This window comes from Phyllobacterium sp. OV277 (assembly GCF_900104355.1).
In the GTDB taxonomy this organism is placed as follows: Bacteria; Pseudomonadota; Alphaproteobacteria; order Rhizobiales; family Rhizobiaceae; genus Phyllobacterium.
On sequence record NZ_FNIY01000005.1, the window covers coordinates 112,005 to 129,885 of the forward strand.

The following is a 17,881-nucleotide window of genomic DNA, read 5'->3' on the forward strand; positions in this document are numbered from 1 at the left end:
TGCAATGGAGGTTGCACCCGCTCAATGAGTTCCGCGAGAATGCATCACGCTGTTCGGGAGGAAATCACATGAATAATCTGTCACGCCGCAAGGTATTGATCGGTACTGCCGCAACGCTCGTTGCCAGCCCCTTCATCCTCAGGCGTCCGGCTGCTGCAGCCGAATTCTCTTATAAATATGCCAATAACCTGCCGGTTACGCATCCGATGAACCTGCGCGCGCAGGAAGCCGCTGATAAGATCAAGGAAGAAACCGGCGGACGCTTTGAGCTGTCGATCTTCCCGTCAAGCCAACTCGGCTCGGATACGGACACGCTGAGCCAGCTTCGCTCCGGCGCGGTTGAATTCTTCACGCTATCAGGCCTGATCCTGTCCACACTGGTTCCAGCCGCTTCCATCAATGGTATTGGCTTCGCCTTCCCTGACAGCGCCACCGTCTGGAAAGCGATGGATGGCGAACTGGGCGCCCATGTGCGCAAGCAGATCGAGAAATCCAATCTCGTTGCCATGGAAAAAATCTGGGACAATGGCTTCCGTCACATCACATCGAGCACCAAGCCGATTGTAACGCCTGACGATCTGAAGAATTTTAAGATCCGCGTTCCGGTCAGCCCGCTCTGGACATCGATGTTTACGGCCTTCCAGTCTTCACCAGCCAGCATCAATTTCAATGAGGTCTATTCCTCGCTGCAGACCAAAGTTGTCGAGGGCCAGGAAAACCCGCTCGCGATCATCTCCACAGCCAAACTCTACGAAGTGCAGAAATATTGCTCGCTGACCAGCCATATGTGGGATGGTTTCTGGTTCCTTTCGAACCGTCGTGCTTGGGAAGCACTGCCCGATGATATCAGGACTGTCGTTGCCAAACATATCAATGCTGCCGGTCTTGCGGAACGCGATGATGTCGCAAAACTAACGGAAACCTTGCAGGCCGACCTGAAATCAAAAGGGCTTACATTCAATACACCCGATTCCGCTCCTTTCCGTGACGCCCTGCGCAAGGCGGGCTTCTATTCTGAATGGAAGGGCAAATATGGCGAAGAGGCCTGGGGCCTTCTGGAAAAAGTCGTCGGCCAGCTGGCATAGGGGCGAACCCGATGACAGGGATCAGACTGACCGAAGGCGCCGTTGCGGCGGAAGGTGAAAGCATTCTTTCGCCACCGCCGCGCAATGATCACTCAATAGCCTCCAAACTCGACCGGCTGCTTGGCCATCTTGTCGAGTTTCCGGTGGCTATTCTCGTCATTGCCGAAGTGGTCATTCTCTTCGCCGGTATCATCGCCCGTTATGTCGTGCACCAACCGCTGATCTGGTCGGATGAACTGGCTTCAATCCTGTTTCTCTGGCTCGCCATGCTTGGTGCAGTCGTCGCATTCCGGCGCGGCGAACATATGCGCATGACGGCACTTGTCGGCATGATGAGCCCGCAGCGCCGCGCCTTTTTTGATGTGATTGCCATTGTCGGCGCGATGGCATTTCTGCTGCTGATTGTTTACCCCGCCTATGACTACGCCCATGAGGAAACCTACATCACCACCCCGGCACTGGAGATAACCAATGCGTGGCGCGCGGCAGCATTGCCTGTGGGTGCTGGCCTCATGATTATCTCGGCTCTGATCAAGCTCTTTCAGGTCTCGAACCTGCGCAATGTTGTGGCGGCAATTGCGCTTATAGGCGGTCTGACGCTGGCGTTTTGGCTGATTGGGCCCTTCTTCAAACCGCTCGGCAACATCAATCTGTTGATCTTCTTTGTTGGCGTGGTTGCAGCGCTTGTTCTCAGCGGCGTGCCCATCGCCTTTTCCTTTGGCCTCGCCACGTTCGGTTATCTTGCCCTGACCACCAATGTACCGATGATTGTCGTCATCGGACGCATGGATGAAGGCATGTCGCACCTTATCCTTTTGGCTGTGCCACTCTTCGTGTTTCTGGGTGTGCTCATCGAAATGACCGGCATGGCACGCGCCATGGTGCAATTTCTGGCAAGCCTGCTCGGGCATGTGCGTGGCGGCCTCTCCTATGTACTCATCGGTGCGATGTATCTGGTGTCAGGTATTTCAGGCGCTAAAGCTGCCGATATGGCGGCCGTTGCGCCCGTCCTCTTTCCCGAAATGAAAGCGCGCGGTGCGAAGCCGGGCGATCTCGTTGCGCTGCTATCGGCCACCGGCGCGCAGACCGAAACCATTCCGCCCAGCCTTGTGCTCATCACCATTGGCTCGGTGACAGGCGTTTCCATCGCGGCACTCTTCACGGGCGGCCTTTTGCCCGGCGTGGTTCTGGCTGTCATGCTGTGCTTCGTCGTCTGGCGGCGATATCGCCACGAAGACCTGTCGCATGTGACCCGCGCGACGGGACGGCAGATTGGACGGGCATTTATCATTGCCCTGCCCGCCCTTGCATTGCCCTTCATCATCCGCGCTTCCGTGGTTGAAGGCGTGGCGACAGCCACTGAAGTATCAACCATCGGTATTGTCTATTCGGTATTGGCAGGGCTTTTCATCTACAGGCAGTTTGATTGGGCGCGGTTGAAACCGATGCTCGTTGATACCGCCTCACTTTCCGGCGCAATCCTGCTCATCATCGGCGCTGCAACCGGCATGGCATGGGCGTTGACGCAATCCGGGTTTTCGCGCGACCTTGCCGCCGCAATGACCGGTCTGCCCGGTGGGCCTATAACCTTCCTTGCAGTCTCGATTGTGGCCTTCATCATTCTTGGCAGTGTGCTTGAAGGCATTCCCGCCATTGTTCTGTTCGGACCATTGCTTTTCCCCATCGCCCGGCAGGTCGGCGTGCATGAGGTGCATTACGCCATGGTCGTGATCCTCTCGATGGGTATCGGTCTTTTCGCGCCGCCTTTTGGCGTCGGCTATTATGCCGCCTGCGCCATTGGCCGGGTCAACCCGGATGAGGGTATGCGACCCATATGGGGCTACCTTGCAGCTCTTATTCTCGGCATCATTCTTGTGGCTGCCGTTCCGTGGATTTCGATTGGCTTCCTGTAATGACTGACAGACTGAAAGACAAAATCGCCATCGTTTTCGGGGCAGGCTCTTCCGGCCCCGGCTGGAGCAATGGCAAGGCCGCCGCTGTTGCCTATGCAAGGGAGGGCGCGACGGTCATATGCGTTGACCTGCAACAGGAAGCCGCCGAGGAAACAGCCGGGATTATCGTATCGGAAGGTTTTTCGGCGATTGCCATTAAATCGGATGTCACGAGCAGCACATCCGTCACGGAAACAGTCGACGCCACGATCAAGTGCTACGGCCATATCGATATTCTGCACAACAATGTGGGCGTTGCTACATCAGGTGGACCGGAAGAACTCGATGACGAGAAATTCCGCATCTCGCTTGATATCAATGTCGGCTCGGTTTTCCGCACGGCCAAGGCGGTTTTACCCCATATGAAGGTGCGAAAGTCGGGCGCGATTATCAACATCTCATCGCTCGCGGCCATCCGTTGGACTGGCTATCCCTATTTCGCCTATTACGCTGCCAAAGGCGCGGTTAATCAGGCCACCGTGGCGCTTGCCCTGCAATATGCACCACATGGTATCCGCGCCAATTGTATCATGCCGGGGATGATTGACACGCCGCTGATCTACAAGCAGATATCGGGCAATTATAAATCCAATGAGGAAATGGTCGCAGCGCGCAATCGCCTTGTGCCCTTGGGCCAGATGGGCAGTGCATTGGATGTGGCCAATGCCGCAGTGTTCCTTGCCTCCGATGAAGCGAAGTTCATAACCGGCGTTTGCCTCCCCGTGGATGGCGGCCAAAGCTGTTCGGCGGTGGTCGGTGCCTGAGCGTCGCTTACAGCAGCCCGGTCCGGCGGAGGCCAAACGGTTCGAGAGTTTCGCCGGGATTGGCCGCACGTTCAGCTTTGACCTGGAGCCGGGTCTCAGCATCAACGAGGCAATCACCAGACCGCTCGTTGCGGCCAATATGCGCGCCGCAGCATTCGTCATTGAAGGTGGTGCGTTCGCGCCTTTTCACTATCTTATGCCCGCGCTGTCTGCGGATAACCTTCATGCCGCATGGTATAGCGACACATTCTCTCCCGCTGGTGAAACGCGGCTGGAACGCGGCAACGTTACATTCGGCGAGCGGGACGGTGCTCCATTCATCCATTGCCATGCCACATGGATTGAGCCGGATGGCAGACGCTGTGCCGGTCATATCCTGCCGCACGAAACAATCATCAGCCAGCCCATCCGCGCCACCGTATGGGGTGTCGAAGAGATCAGGATGGTTTCCGAGCCGGATGCCGAAACAGCGTTCACTATTTTTCATCCTGTGCCGTTCAAACAGCCATCGAGCATCGCCACTGGTCCGCGCACAATCATCGCCCGCGTCAGACCAAACGAAGACATTATTGACGCTGTGGAAGCGATCTGCCGCAAGCACGGCTTTGCGGGCGCACACTTTCGCGGCGGTGTCGGCAGCCTGATCGGTGCGCGGTATCTGGACGGTACCCGCGTTGACGATATTGCGACCGAAGTGTTCATCACCGGCGGTTTCATCTCGGCGGACTCCAGCGCAACCCGGTTGGAAATCACCATGGTCGATACCAGGGGCAGCATCACCAGCGGCACCCTCGTGCGCGGCGACAACCCTGTTTGCATCACCTTCGAACTTTGTCTGGAAGAGGCCTGACCATCCTCTTCCCTCATAACAGAGAGGACCAGCATCATGACGACATTCGATACTGACGAGCGGACAGCCCTTGTTACCGGCGGCGCATCGGGGATCGGTCTTGCCACGGTTCACGCTTTGGCAGGTGACGGCTGGAAGGTTGTTGTCGCTGATCGTGATGTCAAGGAAGCGGTGAAGGTCGAACTTAACCAAGCCTATCCGGGCCGCGTACGGTTCGCGCAACTTGATGTCACCGACGAACACGCGGTCGAAGCCCTGACAGCGGAAACAGAAGCGGAGTTCGGTCCCATCAGGGGCATAGTCTGCTCCGCAGGGATTGGCCGCGATACGCCATTCTTTGATACCACCGCAGACATGTTCCGACAAATCTACGAAATCAATGTGGTCGGCACATTTCTAGTTGCCCAATCCGGTGCACGCATGATGGCCGCCAATGGTGGTGGCGCCGTGGTCAATCTCGCTTCGATCTCAGGCATGCGCGGCAATATCGGTCGATCAGCCTACGGCGCTTCGAAGGGTGCGATCATCAACCTGACAAAGGTGATGGCCGTTGAACTTGCTCCCTACAACATCCGCGTCAATGCGATTGCTCCCGGCCCTGTTGAAACACCCATGGCCGCCGCCCTCCACACGCCCGAAATTCGCGAGGGCTGGAGCCGGACAGTGCCACAGCGGCGCTACGGCCAGCCCGAAGAAATTGCCAGCACAATCGCCTTTCTTCTGGATGAGAACCGCTCAAGCTATGTGACGGGCCAGACGCTCGCCGTCGATGGTGGTTTCACCGCTGGTGGCCTTATCGGCTAGAAATCCCGATGCGCTCGCCCTGATCAGCTTCCGGATAGCTCAGGCTCTGCAACTGTGTCGGGTCGACACCCTCAATCCGGCGCAAGACGGCACGGGCAAGTTCACGCCCGGCATGCCGGATGTCTTCATTATAAACGATAACTTCAGGCCGGAACCATTGCAAGAAATTCGTCGTCTGTTTCGACACCAGATCAACGTCCCGGCCAAGCTTTAAGCCAGTTGCCTCGATACCGGCAACAACAGCCACTGCCAAACCACCCGTGCAACAGATGATACCATCCGGCGGATTGGGTTCACGCATGAATATTTCTGTCAGGTTGCGCACATCGGTGAGTGAGAGCGTGCCATTCCAGTGATCAAGCGGAACTGCGGCGGCGCCGCTTTCCTGCAGGCCGCGCCGGAAACCATCATCGAGGTGCCAATAATAGGTATGAGCGGGACTAGGCCCCGCAACCATAGCAATCCGGCGACGCCCCCGTTCCGCAAGGCTTTTCACTGCGGCATAGGCATAGGCCTCATTGTCGAAATCATGGAATGGATGTTCGATACCCATTCTCGTGCGACCATGGGTGGCGAACGGAAAGTTGTGATCCGTGAGGTAGCGAACACGCGGATCGGAAGGCTCGGTCTGCGACATGATAATTCCGTCAGCCGATCCGGTTTCGAAGATGTAACGGATGGGCTGCATCGGATCATTTTCAGGCGAATATGGCGTGACAATGAGATGATAAGGCGTTTCGGCCAGAATTTCCGAGATGCCGTAAACGAGGTTGGATGTCAGCCCCATGATTTCGCTCTGTGAATTGAGCACAAGGCTGATGACATTTGTCTTGCCTGTCCGCAAACGCACGCCCGCCCGGTTGGGCCGGTAGCCAATCTGCCTGGCAATCAGCTGCACGCGGTTTTTCGTCGCCTGCCCGATCTCCGGAGCGTCCTTGAGTGCGCGCGAGACGGTGGTCACACCGAGCCCGGCCATAAAAGCTATGGTTTTCAACGTTGGCCGCTCGCCTTCGCTGAGAGGCGCCGCCTTTTCCCCATCAAGAGGAATATGCCGTTTATCGTTCATGCCAGTTCAACCGATTGCAGGTGCTTCCCCCTGTATGGACCCGCCGACGCATATCTTCAAGATAGACGTTATAATTTTCTGTAACGTTTCAGATTATATCGAAAAGCATTCCCCGACGGTGATGTTACAAGGATGGATTGGAGCGGTATTTCAATCATCAAAAGCGGAAAACCCAAGCCTTCACGTCCGTGACTACACACAATAATCGCATTACTTATTTGATATTATTGGGTAAAATACGTGCTCCACAACATTATATCGGCCATCGAAAAAAATCCGCCATCGGGAATTGCGTCGTTAAAAGTTTTCGACTACGCTACCTGTAACGTTTCAGATTTGGGAGGATACGATGCGTTACCGGACATCATTGGCCATTTTGGCTGCGTCAACATTGCTATGGACTGCTGGCTCTGCCAGCGCTGTGGACCTTGAAGTCACCCATTGGTGGACATCCGGCGGCGAAGCTGCTGCGGTCAAGGTCCTCGCCGATTCCTTTGACAAGCAGGGCGGTGACAAGTGGGTCGACGGCGCCATTGCTGGCAGCGGCTCAACAGCAACCCCTATCATCGTCAGCCGTATTCTTGGCGGCAACCCCATGGGTGCAACGCAGCTCAATACGGGACGTGATGCCGAAGACCTTGTGAAGGCCGGAATGATGACCGACCTCTCCGACCTCGCAGCCAAGGAAGGCTGGGCCGATTTCATCCGTCCCAAAAAGCTGCTCGATGCATGCAAATATGAAGGCAAAATCTATTGCGTGCCTGTGAACATTCATTCGGCACAATGGATGTGGATCAATCCCAACGCTTTCAAGGACGCCGGTGTGGCAGTTCCTACGAATTGGAAAGAATTCGTCGCCGCAGCACCCACGCTGAAAGAAAAGGGCATCATCCCGCTCGCCACAGGCGAAGCCTGGCAGGTCAATACTATTTTCAATGTCATGATCCCTTCGCTTGGCGGCAAGGAATTGTTCCGCAAGGTTTATGAGCTCAAGGACCCCGAAGCGGCAGCAAGCCCGGAAATGAAGGCCGTTTGGGACTCTTTCGCACAGGCACGCACCCTCGTTGACCCCGGCTATGTCGGTCGATCATGGAATGAAGCAACCAATCTGGTGATCACCGGCAAGGCCGGAGCACAGGTCATGGGCGACTGGGCACAGGGAGAATTTGGCCTCGCCAAAAAGGTGGCAGGGACTGATTATGATTGCCTACCCGGACTTGGTGGCAATGCCATCCTCGATACGGGTGGCGATGCCTTCTATTTCCCAAAGAACCAGAACCCTGAGATAACCAAGGCACAGCTGAAGCTGGCAAGCCTTCTGCTTTCCAAAGAAACGCAAGTGGCGTTCAATCTCGCCAAAGGTTCTTTGCCGGTGCGCGGGGACGTTGATCTTGAGGCAGCCAATGCCTGCATGAAGAAGGGTATCGAAATTCTCAAAAGCCCCGAGAATATTCTGCCTTCGCTCAACCAGAATCTGACTGCCGACACCAAGGGGCAAATTGAGGATTTGACGAAGGAATTCTTCGCCGATCCCAACATGACTGTCGATGACGCGCAGGCGCGCTTCGTCGAAATCATCAAGCAAGCCCAGTAGCCCACTGACATCACCCTCGGGACCGCCGGTTGCACAGGCAATCGGCGGCCAACCGAGGATTGACGGAGAACAGAATGAGTTCCACGGCGCGGCCCAACACGCTTTTCAAGAACCTCAATGCCAAGGTTGCGGCCCTGCCGATGATCGTGACAGTTCTCGTGGTTTTCATCGGATGCACATTGTGGACCGTTGTTTATTCCTTCACGGCATCGCGGGCATTGCCGGAACTGACATTTGTCGGGTTCGACCAATATGCCCGGCTTTTCAATACGCCCCGGTGGAACATATCCGCGCGAAACCTGGCAATCTTCGGTGTGTGTCTATTGTGCTTTTCATCCGTCATTGGCTTCATTCTCGCTGCGCTGATGGATCAGAAAATCCGCTTTGAGAATACGTTCCGCACTATCTTCCTCTACCCCTATGCCCTGTCTTTCATCGTCACCGGGCTTATCTGGCAGTGGATACTCACACCGACCTTTGGCATTCAGAAAGTGGTTCGCGATCTCGGTTTTGAGAACTTCACCTTCTCAATCCTGAATGATCAGCGGTACGCCATCTATGCGATCGTCATTGCCGGTCTGTGGCATGGCACTGGCCTTGTCATGGCGCTGATGCTGGCAGGCCTGCGCAACATTGATGAGGAAATCTGGAAGGCCGCCCGGGTCGACGGCATTCCCACATGGAAGACCTACCTCTTCATCATCATCCCGATGATGCGACCGGTCTTCATCACCACAATCGTCCTGACTGCCGCAGGCATCGTCCGTGTCTACGATCTGGTTGTCGCCCTCACTGATGGTGGCCCCGGCAATGCCAGCGAAGTCCCGGCCAAGTATGTCTACGAATTTATGTTCCGGCGCGCCAATCTCGGACAGGGCCTTGCCGCATCCACCATCATGCTGACCACCGTTCTCATCATTCTCATTCCGTGGGCCTTGATGGAATTCCGCGAGGGTAAACGCAAATGACCGTTGTAAGCCAGACGACAATCGAACCACGCGGTAAACGTCCGACACGGGTTTTTTCGCCTGCAACGATCATGATCTACGGCATTCTGTTCGTGGCTGCGGTCTATTACCTGTTGCCACTCTACGTGATGATTGTCACATCGCTGAAAGGCATGCCGGAAATCCGCCTTGGCAATATCTTCTCGCCGCCCGTGGAGATAACCTTCCAGTCATGGAGCACCGCCTGGGACACGGCCTGCACAGGCCTGTACTGCGAAGGCCTGAAAGTCGGCTTCATGAATTCGGTGAAGATCACCATTCCCAGCGTGATCATCTCGATCCTCATCGCCTCGGTGAATGGCTATGCGCTGGCAAACTGGCGCTTCAAGGGATCGGAAGTTTTCTTCAGCATTCTTCTGTTTGGTGCGTTCATTCCCTATCAGGTGATGCTGTATCCCCTTGTGATCATCACGCGCGATCTCGGTATCTTTGGAACATTGCCGGGTATCATCGTCATCCATACCATTTTCGGCATGCCGATACTGACGCTGCTGTTCCGCAATTATTTCGCTTCGCTGCCGGTGGAACTGTTCAAGGCTGCCCGCGTCGATGGTGCAGGATTCTGGCGCATCTTTTTCCAGATCATGGTGCCGATGTCTGCGCCAATCTTCGTTGTCGCCATCATTCTACAGGTCACTGGCATCTGGAATGATTTCCTCTTCGGCGTCGTCTTCGCCGGTACCAAAAACGTGCCGATGACGGTGCAGCTCAACAACATCGTCAACTCGACGCAGGGCGTCAAGGAATACAACGTCAACATGGCAGCGACCATTCTCACTGGTCTGGTACCGCTGCTCGTCTATTTCTTTTCAGGCAAATATTTCGTCAGGGGCATCGCCGCTGGCGCCGTCAAAGGATGATTGCGTATGCAAGGATTGTCACCATCAGCCACGAGGGAACGGATCAGTATGGCCCAGCAAAGCCCCAGCGTTTCGATCAAGGATCTTTCGCTCAACTATGGTTCGGTGAGCGTGCTCAAAGAGCTGAATATCGACGTGGCCGATGGTGAATTCCTTGTACTGCTCGGACCATCAGGCTGTGGCAAGTCGACTTTGCTGAACTGCATTGCCGGTCTGCTCGAAATTTCGGATGGACAGATCTTTATAAAAGACAAGAACGTCACATGGAAGGAACCAAAGGACCGCGGCATCGGCATGGTGTTCCAGTCCTATGCGCTCTATCCGCAGATGACGGTGGAAAGGAATCTCTCCTTTGGTCTGCGGGTTGCGGGCTTGCCAAAAGCCGAGATCGAAAAGCGCATCGCCAACGCCGCTGATATCCTGCAGATCGGCCCGCTTTTGCAGCGCAAACCCGGCGCGCTTTCCGGCGGTCAACGCCAGCGCGTCGCCATCGGCCGCGCATTGGTGCGTGACGTCGACGTGTTTCTGTTTGATGAACCCCTGTCCAATCTCGACGCAAAGCTTCGTTCCGAACTGCGTGTTGAAATCAAGCGGCTGCACCAGAAACTCGCCAATACGATGATCTACGTCACGCATGACCAGATCGAAGCCTTGACCCTTGCGGATCGCATCGCAGTCATGAAGGGCGGACTGATCCAGCAACTGGACGAGCCGCTGACCATCTACAACAAGCCGCGCAATCTGTTCGTTGCCAGCTTCATCGGCTCACCCTCGATGAATTTCTTGAAGGGTGAGATTGCGGAGAAAGGTGGCAAGCCGTTTTTCCGTGTCGCCGATCTTGATGTATCTCTGGATACTTATGGCGCGCAGGAACCCTTAAAGGCTGGTCGTTCGGTCATTTTCGGTTTCCGCCCGGAACATATTGCCCTCAGTGATCAACCGGGCCCGGCTGGCCGTTCCTGTCAGGCCACCGTTGATCTTGATGAACCCATGGGCGCCGATAGCCTTGTCTGGTTGAAAGTCGCTGGCAAAGCCGTCTCAGTCCGCGTGGATTCCGGTCGTCGCTACCAGAACGGCGAAACCGTGCATCTGACCTTTGACCCCGCCCTCGCCTCCCTCTTCGACTCCCAGACCGAAGAGCGAATTTAGTCCTCCCAAAACCCTATGGAGTAATGACCGTGACTGATTTTTCCTACCAGCTCTACAGTTCCCGCAACTTTCCGCCGCTCGAAAAGATACTTCCGATCCTGCAAAAGAATGGCTATGCGCAGGTCGAAGGATATGGCGGTGTCTACACGGATGCGGCAGCAACGCGGGCGGCCCTCGACGCCCATAGACTTACCATGGCATCGGGCCATTTCAGCATCGATGTTCTGGAAAACGAGCCAAACAAGGTGCTCGATATAGCAGGTACACTTGGCCTGAAGGCCATCTATTGCCCGCATCTGGCGGTCGAGCAGCGCCCATCCGACGCCTCGGGATGGTCGGATTTTGGCAAGCGACTGGAAGCCGTCCATGCGACCTATAGCAAGGCCGGATATATTTTCGGCTGGCACAACCATGATTTCGAGTTCAAGGCGCTCGCCGATGGCTCAATTCCACAGAAACTCATCCTCGATGCAGCACCCAGCATCTCATGGGAAGCGGATATCGCCTGGGTTATTCGCGGCGGTGCAGACCCGTTCCAGTGGATCAAGGATTACGGCTCCCGCATCAGCGCGGTTCATGTGAAGGACATCGCACCCAAGGGTGAAAACACCAATGAAGATGGCTGGTCAGACGTCGGTTACGGCACCGTCGACTGGAAAGCATTGTTTGCCGCGCTGAAAGGCACACCAGTCCAGTTTTTCGTCATGGAACACGACAACCCGTCGGATGATGAGCGGTTTGCCCGCCGCTCCATCGCGACGGTCAAGGCATTTTGAAGAAAGACAGTATCATGGCTAAAACACTTGGTATCGGCATTATCGGTGCCGGCAATATTTCCGCCACTTACTTAAGGCTCGGCCCGCTCTTCAAGGGCATCGAAATGCGGGCGGTGGCTGATCTGAACAAGAAGGCGGCAGAGGCACGCGCCAAGGAATTTGGCGTCGAGGCCCGCAGCATCGATAAGCTGCTGGCAAGCGATGACATCGACATCATCGTCAACTTGACTGTGCCGGACGCGCATTTCGATGTCTCGCAGCAGATCCTTTCAGCAGGTAAGCATCTCTATTCGGAGAAGCCGCTTACCCTGTCGCTCAAGGATGGCCTTGAGTTGCAGAAGCTCGCCAACAAGAAGGGCTTGAAGGCGGGCTGTGCGCCGGACACCTATCTCGGCGGTGCGCATCAGCTGGCACGCAAAGCGGTTGATGACGGCCAGATCGGCACAATCACATCTGGAACAGCCCATGTCATGAGCCATGGCATGGAACACTGGCACCCAAACCCGGACTTCTTCTTCCGTCCGGGCGGCGGCCCGATCCTTGATCTTGGACCCTATTACATTGCCAATCTGGTCAATCTCATAGGGCCGGTAAGACGGGTTGCTGCGCTGACTTCGATGGCGACACCGACGCGGACCATTTCCAGTGAACCGCGCAAAGGTGAAACCATTGCGGTGACAACGCCGACTACTATTCAGGCTCTGCTCGAATTCGACAGCGGCGCTTCGATCACGCTTTCGGCAAGCTGGGATGTCTGGGCTCATCATCATCCCAATATGGAGCTTTACGGGACGGAAGGTTCATTGTTCCTTCCAGATCCAAACTTCTTTGGCGGCGATGTCAAACTGGCAAAGCCCGGCAAGAAGGCAAAATCGCTCAAGAGCTGGTCGCATCCTTTTGGCATTCCGAACCAGAAGCATTCGGTTGGCATGATGGCCAATTACCGCACAGCTGGTCTTGCGGATATGGCAGCGGCGATACTTGAGGGCCGTGATATCCGCTGCTCCATCGACCGGGCGCTGCACGGTGTCGATGTGATGGTTTCAATCCTGCGCTCCGGTGAGGAAAAGAAGTTCATCGATATCAAGAGCAGTTGTACGCGGCCCGAAGCGCTTGGGATCAAGGAAGCCAAATCCTTGCTCAGGAAGAAATAGCCTCCCAAGGCTGTTCACCCCCTCTGCCCGGGCGGCAGAGGGGCTTGGCTCGAATTTCAATCCGCATCCGCCACGGGGTCGAGCAATCTCGGTCCCGGCCCTTGCTCTGACAATTCATCCCACGGATTACGCAGTGGACAGTCCTGCATCGACAGGCAGCCACAACCGATACACGTATTCAATTGATCACGAAGACCAATCAGTTTGTTAATCCGGTCGTCCAGATCTTCTTTCCAGCCAGCCGAAAGCCGCCGCCAGTCAGCAGCAGTGGGCGTGCGTCCTTGTGGCAATGTCGATAGGGCTTCGGCTATCGAAGCGAGTGGTATGCCTGTCCGCTGCGCCACCTTAATAATAGCAACCCGGCGCAAGACCTCACGCGAATAGCGGCGCTGATTGCCGCGATTGCGTTCGCTTTGGATTAACCCCTTGTTTTCATAGAAATGCAGTGTCGAAACCGCAACCCCGCTGCGCGCAGCTACCTCGCCGACCGTCAGCTGTCTGTGTCGCTCACTCGGTTTGATTGTCATGGCTCCCACCTTAACCTCAATATTACTTCAGGTTCATAGCGAACTGCGCGAACATTGTAAATTTGCGGGACATGTCGCATTTCTGGCTGGACATGCAGCGTCAGACCGGTTCCTCTAGCGATTCATAAATTGCCAGTAGGAGGAAGAGTATGAAGACCCGTTTCACAACGGTGGTTTCTTTCACCGTTTCGCTCGCCCTGAGCACCATCTCACCCAGTATTGTCATGGCAGCCTCGCCCGAACCGGCAAAAGCTGAGCATGGAATGGTTGTCACGGCCCAGCACCTTGCCACCCAGGCTGGTGTGGACGTTCTGAAGAATGGCGGCAACGCAGTCGATGCCGCCGTGGCTGTTGGCTATGCCCTTGCGGTTGTCTATCCAACAGCCGGCAATGTCGGCGGCGGTGGCTTCATGACCATCCGCCTCAAGGACGGCAAGACCACCTTCCTCGATTTCCGCGAGCGGGCACCGCTCGCATCCACCAAGACAATGTATCTCGATGACAAGGGCAATATCGTCAAAGGTCTGAGCACGGATGGCTATCTTGCTGTCGGCGTACCCGGCTCCGTTGCCGGGTTTGAGCTGGCCCGAACAGAATATGGAACGAAATCACGCGAAGAACTGATAGGCCCCGCCATTCGTCTGGCGCGGGATGGCTTCGAACTCGTTCAAGGCGATATCAATTCGTTGAAATCTGGCAATAAGAAGCTGGCCAAGGACCCTGCTGCCGCCGCCATCTTCCTCAAACCCGATGGCAAGCCCTATGTGGTTGGTGAAACGCTCGTCCAGACCGATCTCGCCGCTACACTTTCCGGTATCTCCGACAAGGGGCCGGATTCATTCTACAAAGGCGCGACGGCGGATGCCATTGCCAAGGCCAGTCAGGACAAGGGCGGCATCCTCACCAAACAGGATTTAGAGCAGTATTCGGTGCGCGAACTGGAGCCGGTGAAGTGCAACTACCGCGGTTATGACATCGTCTCCTCGCCCCCACCCAGCTCCGGCGGCGTGATCATCTGTGAAATCCTGAACGTTCTGGAAGGCTATCCGCTTTCCTATCTTGGTTATGGATCAGCCGAAACGGTGCATGCCATGGTTGAAGCCATGCGCTATGCCTATGTCGATCGCAACTCAGCCCTTGGCGATCCGGACTTCGTCAACAATCCGGTCACGAAATTGCTCGACAAGGCCTATGCCAAGGAAATCCGTGACAAGATCAGCCCGTTCAAGGCTGGGGTTTCGAAAGACCTGATGCCCAAGGGCCTCGGCGAAAGCCACGAAACCACCCACTATTCGATTATCGACAATGACGGCAATGCCGTTGCTGTCACTTACACGCTGAACGGCTCGTTCGGTGCCGGTGTTGTCGCTCCCGGAACCGGTATCCTTCTCAACAATGAGATGGATGATTTCACCTCAAAGCCCGGCGTTCCCAATCTCTACGGTCTTGTCCAAGGTGAAGCCAATGCCATTGCGCCCAAGAAGACGCCGCTTTCTTCGATGAGCCCGACGATCATTTCCAAGGACGGCAAGCCATTCATGGTCATCGGCAGCCCCGGCGGCTCGCGTATCATCACCATCACGCTGGAAGCGATCCTCAATGTGATCGATCATGGCATGAACATTCAGGAAGCCATTGATGCACCACGCGTTCATCATCAGTGGTTGCCAGACAAAGTCTATATGGAACCCTATGCGCTATCAGCCGATACGCAGAAGGTTTTGACTGAGATGGGACACGACGTGCAGATCGACAAGGATTGGTCGATCTGGGGTCAGGCCGCAGGCATACTCGTTGGCGGCGAAAGTCTTTCCGAGATCGCTAAGGGTGACGGCTCCCGTTACAACGGTGCCATCGACAGCCGCGCCAGCTCAGGCGAGGCAAAAGGCTACTAAAATAATTGAAGAGGCTGGCATTGTTGCCAGCCTCTCTTTTTCACAGACTGAAAATGGCCATCCGGCTGCGCAACTGACGGATCGTCGCTGCATCCGCATTGGCAAAAGCAAAGCGCAGAAACCGCGTATGACCAGCGCCGAAATATTCGCCGGGAATTGCCAGAATGCCCGCTTTTTTGGCCAGTTGTTCGGCCACTTCCACCGACGTTTTATCCGCAAAAGGATGGCGGACGAAAGCAAAGTAAGCGCCAATAGCGGCCAACTGCCAACCACCGAGATCGGTCATCGTTTCGCGCAGGGCATTGGCCCGTGTCTCGATTTCGAGCCGATTGCCAGCGCGCCAATCAGTCAACGCCGGAAGTGCCCGCGCCACAGCGATTTGCGGTGCGCGTGGTGCACAGATTTGCAGATTGTCCATGATCTTGGCGATCTCGGTGACAACAGCTTCGCCAGCCGTTATTGCTCCGAGCCTATGTCCGGGAATGCAGAAGGATTTGGAAAAGCTGTAAAGCTGGATCAGATTGTCTTCCCAGCCTGATACATTGAAAAGACCGTGCGGCGCACCCGTGCCCTCAGCCAGAAAGTCGCGATAGGTTTCATCCAGAATGAGCCAGATGCCACGCTTCGTGCAGACGTCGAAAATCGCCTTGAGCCGCTCGGGGGAATACACCGCGCCTGTTGGATTGTTGGGTGTTACCAGGGCCAAAGCCCGCACGCCCGGCACCAATGCTTCTTCCACGGCTTCCACTGTTGGCACGAAGCCATGTTCCGAACCGCAGCCGACAAAGCCTGTTTTGATGCCAAGCATCGATAGCGTCGTCTCATGATTGAAGTAGAATGGATCCGTGACAAGCACCGTCTCACCCGCTTCCGCCACGACCATCGCAGCGCAGATAAAGGCCTGATTGCAGCCTGACGTGATGTGGACGTTCTGGCCACCAATTTTCGAGCCATAAAGCTCCGACATGTGCGTAGCATAGGCATCACGCAGAACCGTTTCACCCTCGATCGGCCCGTAATTGGCGAAAGCAACCGAGGACGCCGCCTCACCCAGCCAGCGCAACATGTCGGGATGCGGCGGATAGCCGGGAACCGCCTGCGACAGGTCGATCAATGGTCCATGGCCGCCCGTATAGGACTTGCCCCATGCCTGCACGGCCGGAATCGGCGGCGGCGACAAGCGGGTTACGAGCGAGTTCAGCAGAGCAGCGGTCATGGATGATGGTCCTATCGGATATCGGTCTTGGCCCGGCGCTTTTGCGTGCGGTCAAGCCGTTTGGGCCGTGTTGTGGGAATGGATGGTGGCGCCGTCAACCGTTCGGGCGCGCTTATTTTGCCGTTGCGCCGACGGATGATACGGCGCGCCGAGGTCTGCGGTTCAGTGATCGTTTCGGACTCAAGTGAGGCAAAGAGCCAGTCGATAAACACCCTGACGATGGGCGCGTTGCGCACCTCGTTACGACAGGCGACATAGAAAGCATCATTAGCGGGAACGGTCAGATCGAAGGGAACGATGAGTTCACCTTTGGCAATCAGATTGCTCGCGGTGATCGTATCGCCAAGCGAAACACCCTGACCATATAGCGCTGCTTCCGTGGACAGCCGCGCATCGCTCATGAAATGCTGGGCACCGCGCGCGAGATCAGTGGCATCGGCAGCCGCCAGCCATGTATTCCACTCGCGCCCGTCATCACCATGCAGGAGAACATGATTGCGCAGGTCACGCACCGAGCGCAGTGGCCGGCTGTTAAGCAGTGTGGGACTGGCCACTGGAAAGAGTTTCAGTGTGCTCCACAGACGCGACCAGCAATCGGTCCATTTGCCATCGCCATAGAGCACGCAGACATCTACATCCGGCGATTGGAGATGATGCGCCTCGTTCGTGGCGTTCAACGTCAATCTGATATCCGGATATTGCTCGGTGAACTGGTTCAAACGGGGAATGAGCCACAGCGAAAGCAGCGCGGGCACGCAGGTAACAGTCAGTTCGCCCTTCGTCGTCGGGCGCTTCATCAAGGCCGTTGCTGTCGCAATATCCTCAAACGCCTTGGATACTGTTGGCAAGAGCAAAGCCCCCTGCGCCGTCAGTTTCAACCGCTGCGCACCACGTTCGAACAGTTGCACGTCAAGCGTTGTTTCCAGTGCCTTGATCTGGTGGCTGATGGCGCCGTGGGTGACATTGAGTTCCCGGGCTGCCGCAGTCACGGAGCCATGCCGCGCCGTCGCTTCGAAGGCGCGCAAGGGATTCAGCGGAGGCAACCGGCCAAGTGTCATAGGAGACTCCAATAGACATCAAACGCCCATTTGTCATGTGAGATTTTCTCACACAAAACCCTATAACAATGTCAATTGCTTTTCTATCGCTTTTGTATCGATAATGCCGGGAGCAGAGGCGAAA

16 protein-coding genes are annotated in these 17,881 nt (G+C 55.9%); 12 read left to right on the top strand and 4 right to left on the bottom strand.

All coding sequences use genetic code 11. The features are described 5' to 3' along the window. Positions 1–68: 68 nt before the first annotated feature. From BLU05_RS17420 to BLU05_RS17440, 5 genes are read left to right on the top strand one after another with little or no spacing between them, the layout of a single operon-like run. On the top strand, positions 69–1,085 hold the full coding sequence (locus tag BLU05_RS17420; protein WP_175540650.1) for a TRAP transporter substrate-binding protein: 1,017 nt from the start codon (positions 69–71) through the stop codon (positions 1,083–1,085). Positions 1,086–1,096: 11 nt separating this feature from the next. Further along, positions 1,097–2,998 (top strand): TRAP transporter large permease, encoded by a 1,902-nt coding sequence (locus BLU05_RS17425; RefSeq protein WP_091882607.1) that lies wholly within the window; start codon positions 1,097–1,099, stop codon positions 2,996–2,998. Next, on the top strand, positions 2,998–3,801 hold the full coding sequence (locus BLU05_RS17430; RefSeq protein WP_091882610.1) for an SDR family NAD(P)-dependent oxidoreductase: 804 nt from the start codon (positions 2,998–3,000) through the stop codon (positions 3,799–3,801). The genes BLU05_RS17425 and BLU05_RS17430 overlap by 1 nt, the downstream gene beginning before the upstream one ends. Continuing rightward, entirely contained in the window at positions 3,794–4,651 is an 858-nt protein-coding gene (locus BLU05_RS17435) for a PCC domain-containing protein (protein ID WP_244518405.1), read from the top strand. Before BLU05_RS17430 ends, BLU05_RS17435 begins: the two co-directional genes overlap by 8 nt. 36 nt (positions 4,652–4,687) lie before the next feature. Next, entirely contained in the window at positions 4,688–5,455 is a 768-nt protein-coding gene (locus BLU05_RS17440) for an SDR family NAD(P)-dependent oxidoreductase (protein ID WP_091882615.1), read from the top strand. Here BLU05_RS17440 and BLU05_RS17445 read toward each other — a convergent pair. Further along, positions 5,445–6,521, bottom strand: coding sequence for a LacI family transcriptional regulator (locus BLU05_RS17445; RefSeq protein ID WP_091882618.1), 1,077 nt, complete (start codon positions 6,519–6,521; stop codon positions 5,445–5,447). The two genes, BLU05_RS17440 and BLU05_RS17445, sit on opposite strands and share 11 nt — an antisense overlap. Positions 6,522–6,870: 349 nt before the next feature. Between BLU05_RS17445 and BLU05_RS17450 the strand changes: the two genes are divergently transcribed. The 6 genes from BLU05_RS17450 (at position 6,871) to BLU05_RS17475 (ending at position 13,061) form a co-directional block, all read left to right on the top strand. Next, the gene (locus BLU05_RS17450; protein ID WP_091882621.1) at positions 6,871–8,115 is read left to right on the top strand and encodes an ABC transporter substrate-binding protein; all 1,245 of its coding nucleotides are present in this window, start codon (positions 6,871–6,873) and stop codon (positions 8,113–8,115) included. 74 nt (positions 8,116–8,189) lie between these two features. Then, entirely contained in the window at positions 8,190–9,083 is an 894-nt protein-coding gene (locus tag BLU05_RS17455) for a carbohydrate ABC transporter permease (RefSeq protein WP_091882623.1), read from the top strand. Beyond that, positions 9,080–9,982 carry a carbohydrate ABC transporter permease gene (locus BLU05_RS17460; RefSeq protein WP_091882626.1) on the top strand — a complete coding sequence of 301 codons (903 nt, stop codon included), beginning with the start codon at positions 9,080–9,082 and terminating at the stop codon, positions 9,980–9,982. Before BLU05_RS17455 ends, BLU05_RS17460 begins: the two co-directional genes overlap by 4 nt. A gap of 48 nt (positions 9,983–10,030) precedes the next feature. Next, positions 10,031–11,131: an ABC transporter ATP-binding protein gene (gene ugpC, locus BLU05_RS17465; protein WP_091882630.1), complete on the top strand. Its 1,101-nt coding sequence runs from the start codon at positions 10,031–10,033 to the stop codon at positions 11,129–11,131. Between the two features lie 29 nt (positions 11,132–11,160). Then, entirely contained in the window at positions 11,161–11,907 is a 747-nt protein-coding gene (locus BLU05_RS17470) for a sugar phosphate isomerase/epimerase family protein (protein WP_091883150.1), read from the top strand. A 14-nt stretch (positions 11,908–11,921) separates the two neighbouring features. Next, positions 11,922–13,061: a Gfo/Idh/MocA family protein gene (locus BLU05_RS17475; protein ID WP_091882633.1), complete on the top strand. Its 1,140-nt coding sequence runs from the start codon at positions 11,922–11,924 to the stop codon at positions 13,059–13,061. Between the two features lie 56 nt (positions 13,062–13,117). Here the strand turns inward: BLU05_RS17475 and soxR are convergent, their stop codons facing one another. Next, the gene (gene soxR, locus BLU05_RS17480; protein ID WP_091882636.1) at positions 13,118–13,588 is read right to left on the bottom strand and encodes a redox-sensitive transcriptional activator SoxR; all 471 of its coding nucleotides are present in this window, start codon (positions 13,586–13,588) and stop codon (positions 13,118–13,120) included. 149 nt (positions 13,589–13,737) lie between these two features. Here soxR and ggt point away from each other — a divergent pair, with 149 nt between their 5' ends. Further along, a complete protein-coding gene (gene ggt, locus BLU05_RS17485) occupies positions 13,738–15,483 on the top strand; it encodes a gamma-glutamyltransferase (RefSeq protein WP_091882639.1) in 1,746 nt (581 codons plus the stop codon). Between the two features lie 40 nt (positions 15,484–15,523). Here ggt and BLU05_RS17490 read toward each other — a convergent pair whose 3' ends face one another. Beyond that, a complete protein-coding gene (locus BLU05_RS17490; protein ID WP_091882642.1) occupies positions 15,524–16,699 on the bottom strand; it encodes an aminotransferase in 1,176 nt (391 codons plus the stop codon). Between the two features lie 11 nt (positions 16,700–16,710). Then, on the bottom strand, positions 16,711–17,757 hold the full coding sequence (gene gcvA / locus BLU05_RS17495; RefSeq protein ID WP_091882645.1) for a transcriptional regulator GcvA: 1,047 nt from the start codon (positions 17,755–17,757) through the stop codon (positions 16,711–16,713). Positions 17,758–17,881: the final 124 nt, after the last annotated feature.